Source organism: Lysinibacillus sp. FSL K6-3209, from assembly GCF_037976175.1.
Classification (GTDB): Bacteria; Bacillota; Bacilli; order Bacillales_A; family Planococcaceae; genus Lysinibacillus; species Lysinibacillus sphaericus_D.
This window is the reverse complement of sequence record NZ_CP150264.1, coordinates 2,821,541-2,837,300: the sequence shown is the minus strand read 5'-3', so window position 1 is coordinate 2,837,300 and position 15,760 is coordinate 2,821,541. Positions and strand designations below refer to the sequence as shown.

Below are 15,760 nucleotides of genomic sequence, written 5' to 3'. Positions count from 1 at the left end.
AATTTAAATATACAATTTTATGGATAATATCTGGCGAGCTTTGACGAATTCGTATGGGATGGCAATACGATTCTGCATGAATATTTGTCACAGGATAATTCAGTGGAGAATGCTTCCCAGGCAGACGTCGATATCGCAGATAATCTCGTTACATGGGTATTCAATGATGGCTTTGTCCCTTCAGCAAAAATCACGAATAAAGGCAACTACAGCATTATTAGTGATTATCTAGGAACGCCTGTCGAAGCCTATGATGAACAAGGTCATAAGGTTTGGTCGGCTGAGCTTGATGTGTATGGGCGAGTGAACGAGTTTACGGGTGAGAAAGATTTCATTCCGTTTAGGTATCAAGGGCAGTATGAAGATGTAGAAATTGGCTTGTATTATAACCGATTCCGATACTACGACCCAGAGCAAGGGAATTATACGCAGATTGACCCGATTGGGCTTGCGGGTGGGAATCCTACGTTGTATGGGTATGTTAGAGATCCTCTTATGGAGATTGATCCATTTGGTCTAATAAATTGGAAACAAATTAGTTGGACTGCAACTAGACCAAAGGGTACTAAACAAACATATGAAGTGTATCAAAGGGATGATATAGACTGGGATAAAGTAAGAACACTTGGTAGTGCTAAGGGGAGAGGAATGACAAACAGAGATGCGGCGAATAAATATTGATTAGCACCTCAACTCTCTGATGGTAGCTTTGTTACTTTACATCACTTAGGCCAAGATTCGAGGGGGCTTTAGTAGAGGCAAGTACTCGTTATCATGGAGTTGGAAAATATGGGCAGGATATATTGCATAGCCAATTTGGAAGAAACAAGCCACACCCTATTCATCCAATAAATAGACCTCAATTTAGTGTCGATACTAGAGAGTATTTTAAAACACGATGTAAAAACTAGAATTTTGGAGGTAAATAAAATATGAATGATATGAATGAATTACGGAATAAATACCAGGCTTTATATGATATTGATGGAGTTTCTAAAGAGTATTTAGATAAAATTGAACATGAACTTCAAATAAAGCTACCTAATGATTTTCGTGAAATATCTGGATTTTACTGTGGGGGTATTGTTGGTGGGATAGATATCCATTCTTTTTTATTTTCTGAGCCAACTAATTTTATAAGTGAAACTATAAGAATCAGAGAAGCAGTTGGCTTGCCGGACAGATTTATTGTAATTGCTGAAGAAGCTGAAAGTATTATTGTTATGGATACTGAAAAAAAACCATCAATCATGTGGCTTGATTCTGTAGAAGTAACTAAATTAGAAAAGCAAAATTTTATTTCTAAACCAGATGTATGGGAGGATTTTTCTGACTTCTTTAGCTATTTACTAGATGAGGAAGAGGAGGAACGGAAATATTAAGAAGTAATAATAAATAAAATGGCTAGAGAAAATTAGAAAAAGTACTACTACTATTAAAAAAGTTTTCGAGACATATGTAAAGTAAATGTATAAGATTTTACTTTACATGTGTTTTTGTACACCTCGTTCCAAGGGGGCAACATAGAGCTCCAGGTCCGGTGCAAGGAAGTCTTCATCCAAACCAAGGGGGTGGATTTAAAAAACTGACAAGCGGGTGTAATACATGATGAAAGAAAAAATGAATTTAATTAGTGTTAGGGATGTGTTATCGCATCCAGAAAAGAATCCAGAGACTTGGTTCTATCTTCCTCCAAATTTAAAAGAATGGAATTTAAATACAGAGGGGATATTTTCATTAGATAGTTTTGATTTTCCACCCGATTCAGATGACTTTTTACCAGAACAAGTGAAGCAAAATGGGTGGATAGAAACGTTGGATGGTGCAAGTATTGAGGATGTAATTGACAATGTAAATAATCAGTTAGAAAATCCATCACTAGATCAGTTGCTGCAAGCGTTTATTTATTATTTTGAAAATGATGCATTTATAGTTTTTTAAGTAGTTAGATAATGATAAAGAGAAAAAATTTTTTCTCAAATGGCAAGTTTGCCGGTTAATTGGCAATTCTGTTCAAAATCGAAGTATTGCTAATAATCCATTTTTTTCAGTAGAGCATTGAAAAGCATGAAAGAACGAATTCCGTAATATGGTAATTCGTTCTTTTTATTATTATAATAAACCTTGGAATCTTTCAGCCACATCGGATTCAAAGATGCTTTGGGAGCAAAGTACGCATCAAACGTTCACAGATAATGAGAGCTTTCAATTATGACGCGTGAGGGTAGGTGGATAGAGAAGTGTTCGGAAGGTAGAGCTACTCATTTTGTATGGGATGACAATACGATTCTGCATGAGAATTTCTCGCAGGATAATTCAGTGAAGAATGCTTCACAGACAGATATCGTTATCGCAGATAATTTAGTGACATGGGTATTGTATGATGACTTTGTCCCTTCAGCAAAAATTACAAATGAAGGCAACTTCAGCATTATTAGTGATTATCTAAGAACGCCTGTCGAAGCTTATGATGAGCAAGGTCATAAGGTTTGGTCGGCTGAGCTTGATGTATATGGACGAGTAAACGGGTGAGAAAGATTTCATTCCGTTTAGGTATCAATGGCAGTATGAAGATATAGAAATTGGCTTGTATTATAACCGCTTCCGATACTATGACCCAGAGCAAGGGAAGTATACGCACGTTGACCCGATTGGGCTGGTTGGTGGGAACCTACGTTGTATGGTATGTAAATGATTCTAACATTTTAGCGAGAGCACCTAGCCCAATTCTTGCTGGAAACCGAAAAAAGCTGGAGATAAAATATCAGGATATCAAGCTCACCGTGTTAGTAAAACTAATACATGGGAAACACATCAATCCTTCTTTGACTCTATTGGTATGGGGGATTAAGAGATGAAGCATTTATTGGTATTATGATGCCTGGCAACCCCAACACATTAAAAGGAAGCTCTTTTAGTATGATTCATAATACTCAACACCCTATGTATAGTGATTATGTCTTGAGTAGGGTGACGGATATTGCCGATTAACACTCTCTGGGATTAATAAATGAAAAAGAGGATAGGACAGATATTAAAAAATTGCAAGAAGAATTGAAAAACAAAATACAGAAGGGGCACTTTGGTACTGTGCAATCTAGGAAATATCTTAAGTTTCAAAGATTAGGGAGATAGTATGAGTTATTATATGATTGTTAAGGATAATGTAAAGTCGCCTATTTTTTTGAAGGGCGTTATTCACGAATCATTTGATGAAACAAAATATAGTGAGGCAATGGGATACGAATGGAATAAAATCTTTTTTCAAAAACAAGAAATGCCAAAAGATTTATGGTTAATTACTAATAATAAAATTGAATTTGACTATTATGAGGGTTTTAATGGTCATATTATCAGTAGTGATTTTTTTACTTTGATGAATCAAGTAAATACTTTACAAAAGTATGTTACATCAAATCTACAAGTTGTTAGTTCAAAGGGAAAATCTAAAGTAAAAAAACCCTATTATTTTATTAAGTATTATAATAGAGAAGATTTCGTTGATTACGAGAAGTCAGAGTTTACAAAAAGAAGTGTTCCAGAAAATAAGGTTTTTGACATAAATTATATGGTTGAAAAATATCAAAAAATTGTTCTACAAGAAAATGATAGAGACGTGTTTTGCTTGAATGACTTAAAATTAGCAAGATATCTATTTTGTTCAGAAAAGTTTAAGCAACTTTGTGAAGAAAAACAAGTGAAAGGAATTCAATTTATAGAATTAGAAGATGTTCCTCAATATTTTTCTTCATATGATCGGTAATAAATTTTTGTAAATGAGTTAATTTCATAAATGCATTTTTGATTAAAAAATACGAACAATGTGTTCTGAAAATACTAATAATAAAATATCGTTCGTTTTATTCGAATTTCAAAGTTCGTGTTTATTTATAGGAAATTGAATTGAAAAATTGATTCAAGTATATATAAAAGTGAATTTGAAAGTAAAGGAGTAAAAAATATGAAAATATTAGAGGTTATTAAAAAAATTGAACTGAATAGTAATTGTAAAATTGTGAAAAGGCACACAGATTACGCTAGTGATTTAGCTCTACCAAAAGATTTGAATTACTTTTTTAGTAATTATGACTCTTTACAAATGTTTTTAGATAAGCCATACGGAATAAAAATTGTTTCTTCAAATGAGTTTATTCCAACTAGTAAAAGGCTTTACCCGGAAGATGATATTATTTGGGAGGAACTTGAAGGTGATATAAGTAATGAATGGTATCTTATTGCTGAGTCTGAACAAATAAACCAATATATTAGTATTGACTTAAGCAAGTCTCATTTTGGTTATTGCTATGATAGTTTTTTGGAAACCCATGCAACACCAGGAGATAGTCAGATTATTGCTAAAAGCTTTACGGAACTGTTAGAACATTTATATTCGAGTAAAGGTGAACATTGGTTTTGATTGGCCGAAAATTTTAAATCTTATGGGGATGCTTATGATGGCAGATAAAAAAGAAATAGGAATATACAGCTGCAGTCTTGAATGACTTTAGTGCTTGATAGAAGTATATGTAAGGAAGATATAAAAATCTTTTTCTTTACATATGTTTTTGTTTGATTCCTTATAAGGCCGTATATAACCCTAGCTATTCGCCAAATATAAAAACATATTCTTAGAGTTTTCTTGAATCGCACTTGTTTTCTAGAAGAAATTGAAACTGCTTGTAGCATGATAATGATGAAGGGAAAGAATTTCTTCTTAAATGGCATGTTTGCCGGTTAATTAGTTGTGGGCATTCTGTTCAAATTCGAAGTAAGTATAGCTAATAACTCCTTTTAAATTTCAGTAGAACAATGAAAAGCATGAAAGAATGAATTCCTTAATATGGTAATTCTTTCTTTTTATTATGATAATAAACCTTGAAATCTTTCAGCCACATCGGATTCAAAGATGCTTTGGGAGCAAAGTACGCATCAATCGTTCACAGATAATGAGAGCTTTCAATTATGACGCGTTAGGTAGGGGGTTAGAGAAGTGTTCGGAAGGAAAAGCTACTTATTTTGTATGGGATGGCAATACGATTCTGCATGAGAATTTGTCGCAGGAAAATTCAGTGGAGAATGCTTCCCAGCCAGATGCCAAAATCGCAGATAATCTAGTGACATGGGTATTGTATGATGGCTTTGTTCCTTCAGCTAAGATAATGAGTGAAGGCAACTAACATTATTAGTGATTATCTGGGAACACCTGTCGAAGCCTATGATAAACAAGGTCATAATGTTCACAAGAATTAATAAACGATTTAAGACAAGATTTGAGAAAAGGTAAAATAAGACTACATTGTGAGGGGTGATTTTTATGAGTTATTATCAGTTATATAGCAATTATAGAAGAGATGTTTTTTTTGGTTACACAGAAAAGAATACTTTTAATCAATATGATTTAGAAGAGGGTATTGTCTATCCTTTAGATGAGAAACTTTATTATTCAGTAGATAAACTTGATACTTATTTAAACGATTATGATATTTTGCCAACAATAGGGGGGCTATTGGTAAGTTTAAAATTCAAACAACTAGTTGAGCGATTAGGATCAGATTGTCAGTTCATTCCTGCAGTCATATCGTCTACAAAGAGCGGCGAAATCAATGAAACATTTTTTGTCATGAATGTATTAAATCTAGTACCTTGTTTGGATTGGGAAAACTCGGAATATAAACCATTATTAAAATCCTTACCAGACGGACCAATTAAACTACTGACTATAAAATATGTTCCCAATTCTTTAGAAGGGCATCATATTGTAAGAATGAAAGAATATACAGGAAATATCATTGTTGATGAAATATTTATAAAAGCATGCAAAGAAGAAAAGATAAAAGGAGTAATGTTTGTCAAAGAGGGAAGTACCCAACGACCAGAATTTGTTGAAATGTAGGGTATTCCTAATAATATTAGTAATTATTATTAGGAGCAAAAACAGTTATAATACAGAATTTTCTTACTACTACTTTAATTAAGTCGTGGCAACATATGTAAAGAAATTGTCTTAAACTTTTTCTTTACATATGTTTTTTTATTGTTTATTGAATTATTAAAATTGTATTTCTATTTTTCGTAATTTTCTAAACATAATGCGGTAATATCTCTAATATATCCATACTCAATTTTTTCTCGTAATGACCATGGGCAATGTTTTGCAAATGATAGTCTCTCGGGCAGAGTAAACAGTGGACAGCCTCGATGCAGTACAATGAACTCGGTCAAGAGATTGAAAGAATCCTACCAGGGGATGTCATTAGTAAATGGCAATATGATATTACAGGTCGACCAACACATCACAGAGTAAGTAGCCAAAGCCGAGATAAGAGAAGACGTGCCTACAATTGGGACGTCAATCATCAATTACGAAGTATGGTCAACGAGCTAACGGGTGTAAAAGTGACTTATGGTTACGACGAATTTAGTAACCTCGTGTGGGCCAATCAAGACAGTCGCCAATTTGATTTCTTATACCGCAGTGTCGATGATGTCGGCAACTTATATGAAACAAAAGACAAAAAAGACCGTGTCTATGGCGCTGGCAGTAGATTACTAGAAACAAAAGATGCCAAATTCTCCTATGATGAAGAAGGAAATCTCGTAGAGAAAGTCGAACATAATGGAGATACATGGAAGTACGAGTACTATGGCAATGGCATGATGGCCAAGGTCATAAAGCCAGATATGACAGAAGTAACTTTCAAGTATGACACACTAGGTAGGCGGATAGAGAAGTGTTCGGAAGGTAGAGCTACTTATTTTGTATGGGATGGCAATACGATTTTGCATGAGTTTTCCAAGCAGAATGTTGCAGATACTTTAGACAATCTAAAATCTTCACAAACCGATACTGCTATAGCAGATAATCTAGTTACATGGGTATTTAATGAAGGGTTTGTCCCTTCTGCAAAAATCACGAATGACAGAAACTACAGCATGGGATAAAACATGGAATTATACCATGGTAATGCATAATAGAAGGGAGATTGCTATGAGGTATAATAAATTTTTTCAAGAACGAAATGAATGTATGGTTTTTCAAACTAATGAAATTGATAGCGGTAATGGCTGGATTGGAGGTAATGCACCAAGTTACTTCGATGAATTGGAAGGCACAGTAAATGAAGAAACAACAATGTATTTTTATTTGTCCTTTGTTAACCCTTTCAATGAAAATGAGATGATATCTATTTTTGCACCCCAAAATTTTGAAGAACGTATCTCTAAAAATAGATATCCAAATTGTTCATTAATGACAATAAAACATTCTAAAACAGAAGAGAGTAAATTTGATACATTTAACAATCCTGATTTTGTAAAACATTTTATTTCTGAAGCCACTATTGTAAGTGATAAAAAACCATTTAATCAAAGTTTTCTTGTGAAATTCGGAGGAAAACCAAAGCATATTCAGGAAGAGGAATATTATTATAAGGAGCTACATGAAGATGGCTTTAGTTTTATACTCCAAATTGATGAGGAAGGATATCCAGATAAACTAATAAAGCCAAGAAAAAGTTATCCCTTTGCGTTCGGTGCTATATATTTATATGCACAAATGAAAGAAGATTTAATTGAGAATCCTCTAAAAAGTTATTGGCAATATTCATAAGTAAGATACAAAACATATATAGAAGACTTAAGTTCTTTTTACATATGAACGATATTTTCACGGTAGGTAATAGAAGATTATATGTTGCTAAAGAGGCTAATTCAAAGGTGAATTCCAGTTTGGGCGACTAAAGAAAATTTAGGGAATATTAATTTAAATAAACGTTTTAGCACTACAACAGCCGGTAGGACAATTTTAAATTCGTTGCCCTTAGGTAAAGAAATGGAGGGCGGGTGCCCTACGCCATTCTCCGGGGGAGTATGAATTAGAGTTAGATGCTAATGGGTGGGTTTCAGTTGATCAATTGTTAGAATCTTTAAGAAGGTCTGATAAATGGTCGCAATTAAGATTGATGATTTGAAAAAATGGTTGAGGAGTCAGAAAAAAACGTTACGAAATTTTAGATGATAAAATCCTATGAAAATCCAAATTGTGTAACGGATTTGGATATTTCGAAAAGGGTGGTAAATAGCGGTGGAACAGTATGTTAAACCTGATGAAAGATTATTATATTACAAATGTGATAATGTTGAATTTGCGAAAGGTCACGGGGAGTTATTTACAGAATTTGCGAATGGAATTGCAACTAGGCAAATTAATATAATCAATAACGAAATGTATATTTCTTCCTCGTTGAAAGATTGGAACGAAAATATTGGATTTTTATTGTACGATGGACATATCAATAGCTTAGATTTAAGCGATAGTGTTCCTACTACTAGAATAGAATTTGAAAATAAGTGGAAGGAGGCAATATTAGTTGCTATTAATAAACCTCAAATAAGTTACTTAAAAGGTGATGCTTCCATTCCTTTAGAAGAAAATACACTAATCATTCATGTTGTTAATATATTGGGATTGTGGGGGAAAGGCTTTGTTCTATCTTTATCCAAGCAATTCCCCTATGCAAAAAAAGAGTATTTAAAATGGTCTAAGGACAAGGAAACTTTTAGGTTAGGAGAAGTTCAGTTTGTATGTGTGGACCAACAGAAATCGGTTTTTATTGCAAATATGCTTGCACAAAAAGGTGTAAGGAAAAATTACAAAGATAGTACAACTTATATTGGTTATGATGCACTTCGTTCATGCTTAAAAAAGTTGCAAGGTTTTCATTAATTAATAGATTAACTATACAGATGCCTAAAATTGGTTCAGGATTAGCAGGAGGGGACTGGAGTGAGATTGAAAAAATAATAAATGAGGAATTGATTTATAATAAAATAAAATGTAATGTTTTAGAATTATAGAAAGAAAAATGGCGAATAATGATATTAGTAAACTCCAGATATCTAAAGGTACAACAAGTATTTATAATTGATTACAAGTGCTTTTGTATAAATTAATAAGTGGCGATTAATCCGTTAATTAAGGGTTTATTGTCACTTGTTTTTTGATATTTTATTAATCATGATATAGGTAGAAATAGTGATATTAGGAAACTCAACTTTGCTTTTGCATTGACTGAGCTAAATATGCATGAAAAATTATAACTATTCAAAATTATTATGAAGAATAGAAGAGGTAAAGTGCAGTACAAAATAGTAAAAGGACAGTACTTTAACTAGACGAGAGATTCTACAAAGAAGTCTAAAAAAAGAAACTAATTTCCGGGAAAATAAAAACTAAATCACCATGTAGTAGATTACATAAATGAATACATGAAGGGAATAACATTTTAATATGGAGAAAAAATTTGCGATTTTTAAAAAAGAAGGTATATTTTGTCCTAATTTACTTGAGGGGATAATGCATACAGAATTTTTTGAAAAAAATCCATTTGAGCCAAGAGATTCTGATGATGGAGAATGGAGAACCTCAAAAAATATAATAACAGAGTTGCCAAAGGAAATATGGTTCGTTTCCAAAGATAAAAAATATGATTTTGACTTCAGATGGGAGGATGGTGGATTTTTTGTATCATTAGATTTTCTTAATCTATTAAAAAAATTTGAAATAAGGAATTTTCAATATACTAAATTAAATATGGTGAATAAGCATAAAGAAAGTATATCTTCAAAAGAGTATTACTTTGTGCGCTTTTATAATAAATTAGAAGATGTCATAGATATGGAGAAATCAAATATTGAAATCTATAAGCAAAATGGTCATATAAAAAAAATATGGGATTTACAATTGAAAAGCAAGGCAATGCTTCCTGAAGTGTTTCAAATTAATAACATTAGACTCTTCAGAGTTATGTTCTGTTCAGAAGAATTTAAAAATGAAGTTGAAAAACTTAAATTGAAGGGAATTATTTTTGTTCCTTCAAATGAAGCGGATATGTATAAACCATAATAATGTAGCTGTACAAATTGTATTTAGTGGTTATAGCAATAGGGAAATTTAAACATACGTTAAAAGAGTAGCTTTTATCTTAGGTTGGATTATATTGTTGCTCTTTTACTGTAGTACAGGATTAAGACTAAAGAAACAAGTTGAAATGGAAACAAATGTTGAGCGGGTAGAGCGGAGACTTAAGGTGAAATTCCCTGTTGATTTTGTTAATTTAATTTTAAATTACGATTTTGGGGATTTTAGTATTTTAGGGGTACATTTTGGTAATCATACAAATTATCTAGAAACGTTAATAAGTTACCATGAACATTTATCTAATGAAGATATAAAGAATTTTTCCAATCAATTTATATCTATAGCTATGGGAGATAACTTTACACTTATTATGAATGTTAATTGTGGGAGTATTTACGTTTACGGCTCAGAGACACTATTTAATAACAAAATAAAAGGTAGCTGATTCTTTCACAAAACTAATTTAAATATTAGAAACAGCGTATTTTCATACTTCTCAAAACACCCAAACTGAGTTTTTAGATATTATAATAAAAAAATTTGACGAAGATTGCATAGACTTTTGGAAAGAAATCATCAATTAAACACCACTATGACTTATGTTAAGCTGTTGCGGCAGTAATTAAAAATAGAGATAAATTTGTAAGGCGGTGTATAACCTAAGGACAAAGGTTTAAAAGGTAACGCGAATAAATTTCTAAATAACGTTATTTTGTTTGATAATTGCTGGAAGGATGTTTCATTTTATAAAATAAATGAAACAATTTCTGATGAGTTTCCAGGAAAAAAAGATTTTATAGAGTTTTATCTTGTTAAAAATGGAGGGGTATTTACTAAAGGAGCATATATTTGCCCTGATAATTTTTATGAAATATTAAACAAGGATTATTACTCAATAGAAATTGGTAGTTTTTTTCACATTCCACTACTAGAAGATGAGGATGATTCGGCATATACAACATCAATTGAAACAGCAAAAGATAGAAGGAGAGATTATTCCGAGGAATTCGGGGGTTTTGTTCTATTTCATATCCCTTTTGCTGATAATCATGCAGATAATGATTTTTGGATTGATATTTAAACAGGTGAAATCAAATACATGGATTATGAAGAAACTTACGATCCTGATGATGCAATCATTGTAGCACCTTCATTTCTCGAATTTTGTTAGTACATTCAAGCAAAACAAAGGTAGAGAAGACAGTTTCTAATAAGTAGAATCAAAAGAGTAGTAAAACCAAAGACGGTTTTTCTACTCTTTTTTACTTCTGGTATGGAAATGTTTACACAAAAATCATTATTTTGTTAATATAAATTAATAGATATATAGTGTGATTAGGTAAAGAATACAAGGGGATCTGGTGAAAAAAAAGAGATAGTTAAAAAGAAGAGGAGGAACGTAAAAATTCATATATAAAGGAATGATTAAATGAATGGGAAAAAATATTGGAAGTATTTTGATTGCGCTATAAAAGACTACAAAAAAAGAGTGATTTCAGATGAGGAAGTAAAAGAAATACTAGATAATCGAATGGATGAAATGAAAGACTTAATTCAAAAAAATGAAAATAATCGATTAGCGGATCGTTTAAAAATGGGGATAGGTGTTCACCTTGAAATGAATGCAAAAAATAGAATATTAAATAGCGAATCTTCAGCATGGATTTTATTAGAGCAGCAACTTTTTTGGTTAGTTCAAATGATCAAAAGCAATCCTAGTAGAAGAAGTGTTTCAGATAGTCAAATAGGAGGACTTATCGGGCTTTCTTTATTATGGGATTATGAAGAAATTGCAGAACTAACATACAAATATGCAACTAATATGTTCATGAAAAATCCAGATTTTTATTCTGAGAATAATACTCATCATGTTTTTATGACGTGCCTCTATCATTATTGGAAAAATGGAGAAATGCCTGAATTGTTTAATGTATTACCAGAAGATCATATCTATCAAAAATTAATGCGCAGTTGGAATGAGACAAATAATTTTGCAGAGCATCTTTATGAGCTATGTAATTTTCATATCTACAGTCTAAGCGATACGCCAGATAAATCAAGTGAAATTTTATCGTTTGACTGTATTCCTTATGATTATTATTGTATTCGAATAATACGAGAGAAAGAGGGGCTAGACACACCTTATCTAGAGCATCCATTGCTTCAAACACCTCTTGCAGAGATACCACGAGAGAAACCTGGATACAAGCTTGAGGAGGATGAGATATTGCAGTTCGTCATTCAAAATGAAAAAGTACCGGATTCACAGCGTATTATACGTTAGTAGTATTTCATTTATTTAAATGATCCAATCATTTTTTAGGAAAAGGAATGAGTGTATCATGCATTGTTATTGCTTGTGCAAAAGCTTTCATATGAAGTAGAAGAACAAATTTTTTCAGAGGTTTCATTAGCTATACAAAAACCAGAATCCTACTTCGAGATGTTTAAAGATCGACTCGATGAAAGAGGGATAGACAGCCCGATTGATGAATTGGCATGGATTTCTTTGGTTGATTCACTTCTTGATCATGGTTTGGCATTTGAAATCGATTGGAAAGAGTCAGGTTTATACATTTGTGATGTTGTTGATGAATTGCTAGATAGAAAAAATATGGCGTGCGTGAGTTGGGAAGACTTTGAAGATGGTGAATTTGATGAGCTACCAACGTCCCTATGTTTAAATAAAATCTCCGGAAAGTTAAAGGAACAGGCAATATCGTTGGCAAGCTTGGATATTGAAAGTGACTGTTACGTTCTGATAACCGTTCCGTCATCTGACACTGATGAAATGAAAGCTTTGGCAAAGGAAGCAGGTTATAGCATTCAAGATTCATTTTGAAATCGTGGGGAATTCTTTTCATTAAAAATAATAAATTTTGGAGTGATAGAATGAGTTACTTTATGCTAGTAAAGGATGAGGTTAATTCTCCTAACTTTTTAAAAGGCGTGTTGCATGAGGAATTTAATGAAACAAAATTTAATGAAGGTATGGAATATAATTGGAATAGACTCTTTTTTGAAAAGGCTGATTTACCGAAAAAACTTTGGTTGATTACTACAAATAAAATTGAATTTGATCATTATGAAGATTTTTTAGGACATATCGTTAGCAACAAATTTTTAAATCTAATGAGGGAAAGTAACTGTTTACAAGATTGTGTAATATCTAGTCTGGATATAGTAAATACAAAAGGGAAGCCCAAAGTCAATGAACCTTATTTTTTTCTGAAATTTTATAATAGAGAAGATTTAGTGGATTATGAGAAATCGGATTTTAAAACTAGGGAAGTCCCAACAAACAAATCCTTTAGCTTAAATGGAAATTTTGTTGAAAAATATAAGGAAATTATTTTAAAAGAAACTGATAAGGAAATTTTTTGTTTAAAGGATTTAAAATTGGTGAGTTATTTGTTTTGTTCAGAAAAATTCAAACGGCTATGTAAAAACAATGATATTAAAGGAATCCGTTTTATTGAAATTGGTGATATACCACAATACTTTTTGTCAATAGAGCGCTAGAGTGACATGGCCAATGCCCTACAAAGGATTGCTCTCGCTCCGAGCATGCTTTTGAAAAAAATAAAATAGACAAAAAATTGAAAGGGGAGAATTGTATGGATTGGTTTGACAAAATTGAAAGCGTTTCAAATAAGCAACAGTTTTTAGAATTTGTAAATTTATTATCAGCTGATTATAGAAAGAATAGAGATGAATGGGAAAATAAATCTATAGATTTATTCCTTCAAGCCATTGAGGGTTGGATGGAAGATATGGAAGGATTTTATGAAAATTCTGGTCTAGATACTCCTAAAAATATTAATTGGAACTTTTTGGCCAATATGTTGTATGTGGGTAAAATCTATGAGTAAAAAGTCTACTCTAAAAAATATTGCCAGATGGACAAAAGCAATGGAAAAGAGGTTGGATTTAAGGATTCAAGGAGCTGTAAGATAAATGAATGATGATAAACTTAGTAAAGAGGTGGCATATGCTCTACGTCATTCTCCGGGAAAGTATGAATTAGAGTTAGATGTTAATGGGTGAGTTTCAGTTGATCAATTGTTAAAATCATTAAGAAAATCTGATAAATGGTCGCACATCGAGCTTGATGATTTGAAAAAAATGATTGAGAAGTCAGAAAAGGAGCGTTACGAAATTTCAGATGATAAAATAAGAGCGTTTTATGGACATTCGACTTCTATTAAAATCCAAAAAAAGGGAATGGAGCCACTTAGCACACTTTATCATGGAACGAGTCGTCGTTTTCTTGAGTCAATAATAAAGAATGGCTTGGTTCCAAAAACAAGGCAATATGTTCATTTATCTGAAGACATTCATACGGCTATCTTATTAGGTAAAAGGAGAGACACTGCCCCTATAGTTTTAAAAATCAATTCAGAAGATGCATATAAAAATGGTGTGAAATTTTATTTTGCGCATGAAACGATATGGTTAGCAGATGTTATATCGTATGATTTTATTAGCTACTAAAAATATTAACAGTACAGAAATCTACAATATGTAGGAAAGATATAAAAAATACATGTATATGGTTATCCCATGTGCATGTGTTTTTTCTTGTTTTGATTTACTGGGTCTATTCCTCCCTATCTTGGAAAGATTACAAGTAACAATTATTGAATACTATATAAAGATGAGCGTTAAGCAATAAAGACTAGTTGTTTGAACTGCTTTTCATTCAAATTAAAAATTATGTAATCTAAGTCGTTCATGGTAATATATTCTTCCTCCATTTCCTTCTCCATTATAATAAAAAATATTTATAGCATCTAGAAGAAGTGATATTTCAAACATCTTGCTTATTTTATCTCTCAAAACTAATCATCGCTTCCACTATTATGACCCCAACACTGGCACGTACACACAGACTCAAAAGTTTTTATTGTAACTAATGAAATTGGTTCACCAAATATAAATTTGCAACGAGAGTTGGATGAGATTCCTTAAAAAAAGAGAGACCTAAACGGTATTTCTACTCTTTTCTTGTTTTATAAATGGTAATGTTTACATATAAATGGTTATTTTGTTAATGTATAAGAGAGAAGAAATCGTTATTAGGTGAATACTGACAGGGAATCAGCGCAGTATACGTTAAAGGTATTTCATTAATTAAAAGAATAGCAGATACCTTAAGGAATAGGTTCTTTAAAGAAGGAAACGGGGTTTAATAAATGGAAAATAATTTTGCGATTTTTGAAAAAGAGGATAAATTTTGTCCGATTTTGCTAGAGGGGATATTGCGTACAGAGTTCTTTGAAAAGAATCCATTTGAAGCAAGGGATTCTGATGTTGGGGAATGGAGAACAACAAAAAATATTATGACAGATTTACCTGAAGAATTATGGTTTGTTTCAAAAGATAGAAATTATAATTTTGATTTGAGATGGAAACGTGACGGATTTTTTGTATCGATAGAATTTTTAAACCTATTAAATAAATTCGGAATAGGTAATTTTCATTATACTAAATTGCATATGGTTAACAAGCACAAAGAGAGTATAACTTCAAAGGAATATTTCTATGTGCGATTTTACAATAGGTTGGAAGATGTAATCAATATGGATAGGTCTAATATTGAATTTTATAAACAGAATGGGCGTATGAAAAAAATATGGGATTTACAACTAAAAAATGCAAATGTACTCCCTGATGTTTTTCTACTAAATAATACGAAGCTTTTAAGTATATTAATGTGTTCAGAAAAGTTAAAAAAAGAAGCTGAGAAACTAAATTTGAAAGGGATTATTTTTGTTCCTTCAAATGAAGCAGGTGTGTATAAACCATAACGGTAATAAATACAAGGTGGGAAATTATATG

General features: G+C 31.9%; 19 protein-coding genes and 2 pseudogenes. All 21 read left to right on the top strand.

Annotation, left to right across the window (positions count from 1 at the left end; all coding sequences use genetic code 11):
- Positions 1-102: 102 nt before the first annotated feature.
- Positions 103-681: an RHS repeat-associated core domain-containing protein gene (locus MHH88_RS13795; RefSeq protein ID WP_339258770.1), complete on the top strand. Its 579-nt coding sequence runs from the start codon at positions 103-105 to the stop codon at positions 679-681.
- Between the two features lie 251 nt (positions 682-932).
- Positions 933-1,382, top strand: a complete 450-nt coding sequence (locus tag MHH88_RS13790) for an SMI1/KNR4 family protein (RefSeq protein ID WP_339258768.1) — start codon at positions 933-935, stop codon at positions 1,380-1,382.
- Between the two features lie 223 nt (positions 1,383-1,605).
- A complete protein-coding gene (locus MHH88_RS13785) occupies positions 1,606-1,941 on the top strand; it encodes a hypothetical protein (RefSeq protein ID WP_339258766.1) in 336 nt (111 codons plus the stop codon).
- A 270-nt stretch (positions 1,942-2,211) separates the two neighbouring features.
- Complete coding sequence (locus MHH88_RS13780) at positions 2,212-2,532, top strand: hypothetical protein (RefSeq protein ID WP_339258765.1); 321 nt, start codon at positions 2,212-2,214, stop codon at positions 2,530-2,532.
- Between the two features lie 604 nt (positions 2,533-3,136).
- On the top strand, positions 3,137-3,763 hold the full coding sequence (locus MHH88_RS13775) for an Imm43 family immunity protein (protein ID WP_339258763.1): 627 nt from the start codon (positions 3,137-3,139) through the stop codon (positions 3,761-3,763).
- 198 nt (positions 3,764-3,961) lie between these two features.
- Positions 3,962-4,417: an SMI1/KNR4 family protein gene (locus tag MHH88_RS13770; RefSeq protein ID WP_339258761.1), complete on the top strand. Its 456-nt coding sequence runs from the start codon at positions 3,962-3,964 to the stop codon at positions 4,415-4,417.
- 529 nt (positions 4,418-4,946) lie between these two features.
- A complete protein-coding gene (locus MHH88_RS13765) occupies positions 4,947-5,177 on the top strand; it encodes a hypothetical protein (RefSeq protein WP_339258759.1) in 231 nt (76 codons plus the stop codon).
- Positions 5,178-5,314: 137 nt separating this feature from the next.
- Entirely contained in the window at positions 5,315-5,893 is a 579-nt protein-coding gene (locus tag MHH88_RS13760) for a DUF1629 domain-containing protein (RefSeq protein ID WP_339258757.1), read from the top strand.
- A gap of 305 nt (positions 5,894-6,198) precedes the next feature.
- The gene (locus MHH88_RS13755; protein WP_339258755.1) at positions 6,199-6,942 is read left to right on the top strand and encodes a hypothetical protein; all 744 of its coding nucleotides are present in this window, start codon (positions 6,199-6,201) and stop codon (positions 6,940-6,942) included.
- Positions 6,917-7,609, top strand: a complete 693-nt coding sequence (locus MHH88_RS13750; protein WP_339258753.1) for a hypothetical protein — start codon at positions 6,917-6,919, stop codon at positions 7,607-7,609. Before MHH88_RS13755 ends, MHH88_RS13750 begins: the two co-directional genes overlap by 26 nt.
- A gap of 229 nt (positions 7,610-7,838) precedes the next feature.
- A pseudogene (locus tag MHH88_RS13745) lies at positions 7,839-7,931 on the top strand (RNA 2'-phosphotransferase); the annotation flags it as partial.
- A 152-nt stretch (positions 7,932-8,083) separates the two neighbouring features.
- Positions 8,084-8,725 carry a hypothetical protein gene (locus tag MHH88_RS13740; RefSeq protein WP_339258751.1) on the top strand — a complete coding sequence of 214 codons (642 nt, stop codon included), beginning with the start codon at positions 8,084-8,086 and terminating at the stop codon, positions 8,723-8,725.
- Between the two features lie 564 nt (positions 8,726-9,289).
- Positions 9,290-9,904 (top strand): DUF1629 domain-containing protein, encoded by a 615-nt coding sequence (locus MHH88_RS13735; RefSeq protein WP_339258749.1) that lies wholly within the window; start codon positions 9,290-9,292, stop codon positions 9,902-9,904.
- A 145-nt stretch (positions 9,905-10,049) separates the two neighbouring features.
- Positions 10,050-10,364, top strand: coding sequence for an SMI1/KNR4 family protein (locus MHH88_RS13730; RefSeq protein ID WP_339258747.1), 315 nt, complete (start codon positions 10,050-10,052; stop codon positions 10,362-10,364).
- Between the two features lie 267 nt (positions 10,365-10,631).
- Positions 10,632-11,000 (top strand): hypothetical protein, encoded by a 369-nt coding sequence (locus MHH88_RS13725; protein ID WP_339258745.1) that lies wholly within the window; start codon positions 10,632-10,634, stop codon positions 10,998-11,000.
- A gap of 348 nt (positions 11,001-11,348) precedes the next feature.
- Entirely contained in the window at positions 11,349-12,203 is an 855-nt protein-coding gene (locus MHH88_RS13720; protein ID WP_339258743.1) for a hypothetical protein, read from the top strand.
- A gap of 51 nt (positions 12,204-12,254) precedes the next feature.
- A complete protein-coding gene (locus tag MHH88_RS13715; protein ID WP_339258741.1) occupies positions 12,255-12,761 on the top strand; it encodes a DUF6630 family protein in 507 nt (168 codons plus the stop codon).
- A gap of 50 nt (positions 12,762-12,811) precedes the next feature.
- Entirely contained in the window at positions 12,812-13,441 is a 630-nt protein-coding gene (locus MHH88_RS13710; protein WP_339258739.1) for an Imm43 family immunity protein, read from the top strand.
- Between the two features lie 95 nt (positions 13,442-13,536).
- The gene (locus tag MHH88_RS13705) at positions 13,537-13,791 is read left to right on the top strand and encodes a hypothetical protein (RefSeq protein WP_339258737.1); all 255 of its coding nucleotides are present in this window, start codon (positions 13,537-13,539) and stop codon (positions 13,789-13,791) included.
- 85 nt (positions 13,792-13,876) lie between these two features.
- A pseudogene (locus MHH88_RS13700) lies at positions 13,877-14,413 on the top strand (RNA 2'-phosphotransferase).
- Between the two features lie 701 nt (positions 14,414-15,114).
- Positions 15,115-15,729 carry a DUF1629 domain-containing protein gene (locus tag MHH88_RS13695; RefSeq protein ID WP_339258735.1) on the top strand — a complete coding sequence of 205 codons (615 nt, stop codon included), beginning with the start codon at positions 15,115-15,117 and terminating at the stop codon, positions 15,727-15,729.
- The last annotated feature ends 31 nt before the right edge of the window (positions 15,730-15,760 follow it).

Bases quoted from the DNA above. Each gene is read 5' to 3' on its own strand.
- MHH88_RS13790 (WP_339258768.1), top strand. From the start codon at position 933: ATGAATGATATGAATGAATTACGGAATAAATACCAGGCTTTATATGAT.
- MHH88_RS13785 (WP_339258766.1), top strand. From the start codon at position 1,606: ATGATGAAAGAAAAAATGAATTTAATTAGTGTTAGGGATGTGTTATCG.
- MHH88_RS13780 (WP_339258765.1), top strand. From the start codon at position 2,212: ATGACGCGTGAGGGTAGGTGGATAGAGAAGTGTTCGGAAGGTAGAGCT.
- MHH88_RS13775 (WP_339258763.1), top strand. From the start codon at position 3,137: ATGAGTTATTATATGATTGTTAAGGATAATGTAAAGTCGCCTATTTTT.
- MHH88_RS13770 (WP_339258761.1), top strand. From the start codon at position 3,962: ATGAAAATATTAGAGGTTATTAAAAAAATTGAACTGAATAGTAATTGT.
- MHH88_RS13765 (WP_339258759.1), top strand. From the start codon at position 4,947: ATGAGAGCTTTCAATTATGACGCGTTAGGTAGGGGGTTAGAGAAGTGT.
- MHH88_RS13760 (WP_339258757.1), top strand. From the start codon at position 5,315: ATGAGTTATTATCAGTTATATAGCAATTATAGAAGAGATGTTTTTTTT.
- MHH88_RS13755 (WP_339258755.1), top strand. From the start codon at position 6,199: ATGCAGTACAATGAACTCGGTCAAGAGATTGAAAGAATCCTACCAGGG.
- MHH88_RS13750 (WP_339258753.1), top strand. From the start codon at position 6,917: ATGACAGAAACTACAGCATGGGATAAAACATGGAATTATACCATGGTA.
- MHH88_RS13735 (WP_339258749.1), top strand. From the start codon at position 9,290: ATGGAGAAAAAATTTGCGATTTTTAAAAAAGAAGGTATATTTTGTCCT.
- MHH88_RS13730 (WP_339258747.1), top strand. From the start codon at position 10,050: ATGGAAACAAATGTTGAGCGGGTAGAGCGGAGACTTAAGGTGAAATTC.
- MHH88_RS13720 (WP_339258743.1), top strand. From the start codon at position 11,349: ATGAATGGGAAAAAATATTGGAAGTATTTTGATTGCGCTATAAAAGAC.
- MHH88_RS13710 (WP_339258739.1), top strand. From the start codon at position 12,812: ATGAGTTACTTTATGCTAGTAAAGGATGAGGTTAATTCTCCTAACTTT.
- MHH88_RS13705 (WP_339258737.1), top strand. From the start codon at position 13,537: ATGGATTGGTTTGACAAAATTGAAAGCGTTTCAAATAAGCAACAGTTT.
- MHH88_RS13695 (WP_339258735.1), top strand. From the start codon at position 15,115: ATGGAAAATAATTTTGCGATTTTTGAAAAAGAGGATAAATTTTGTCCG.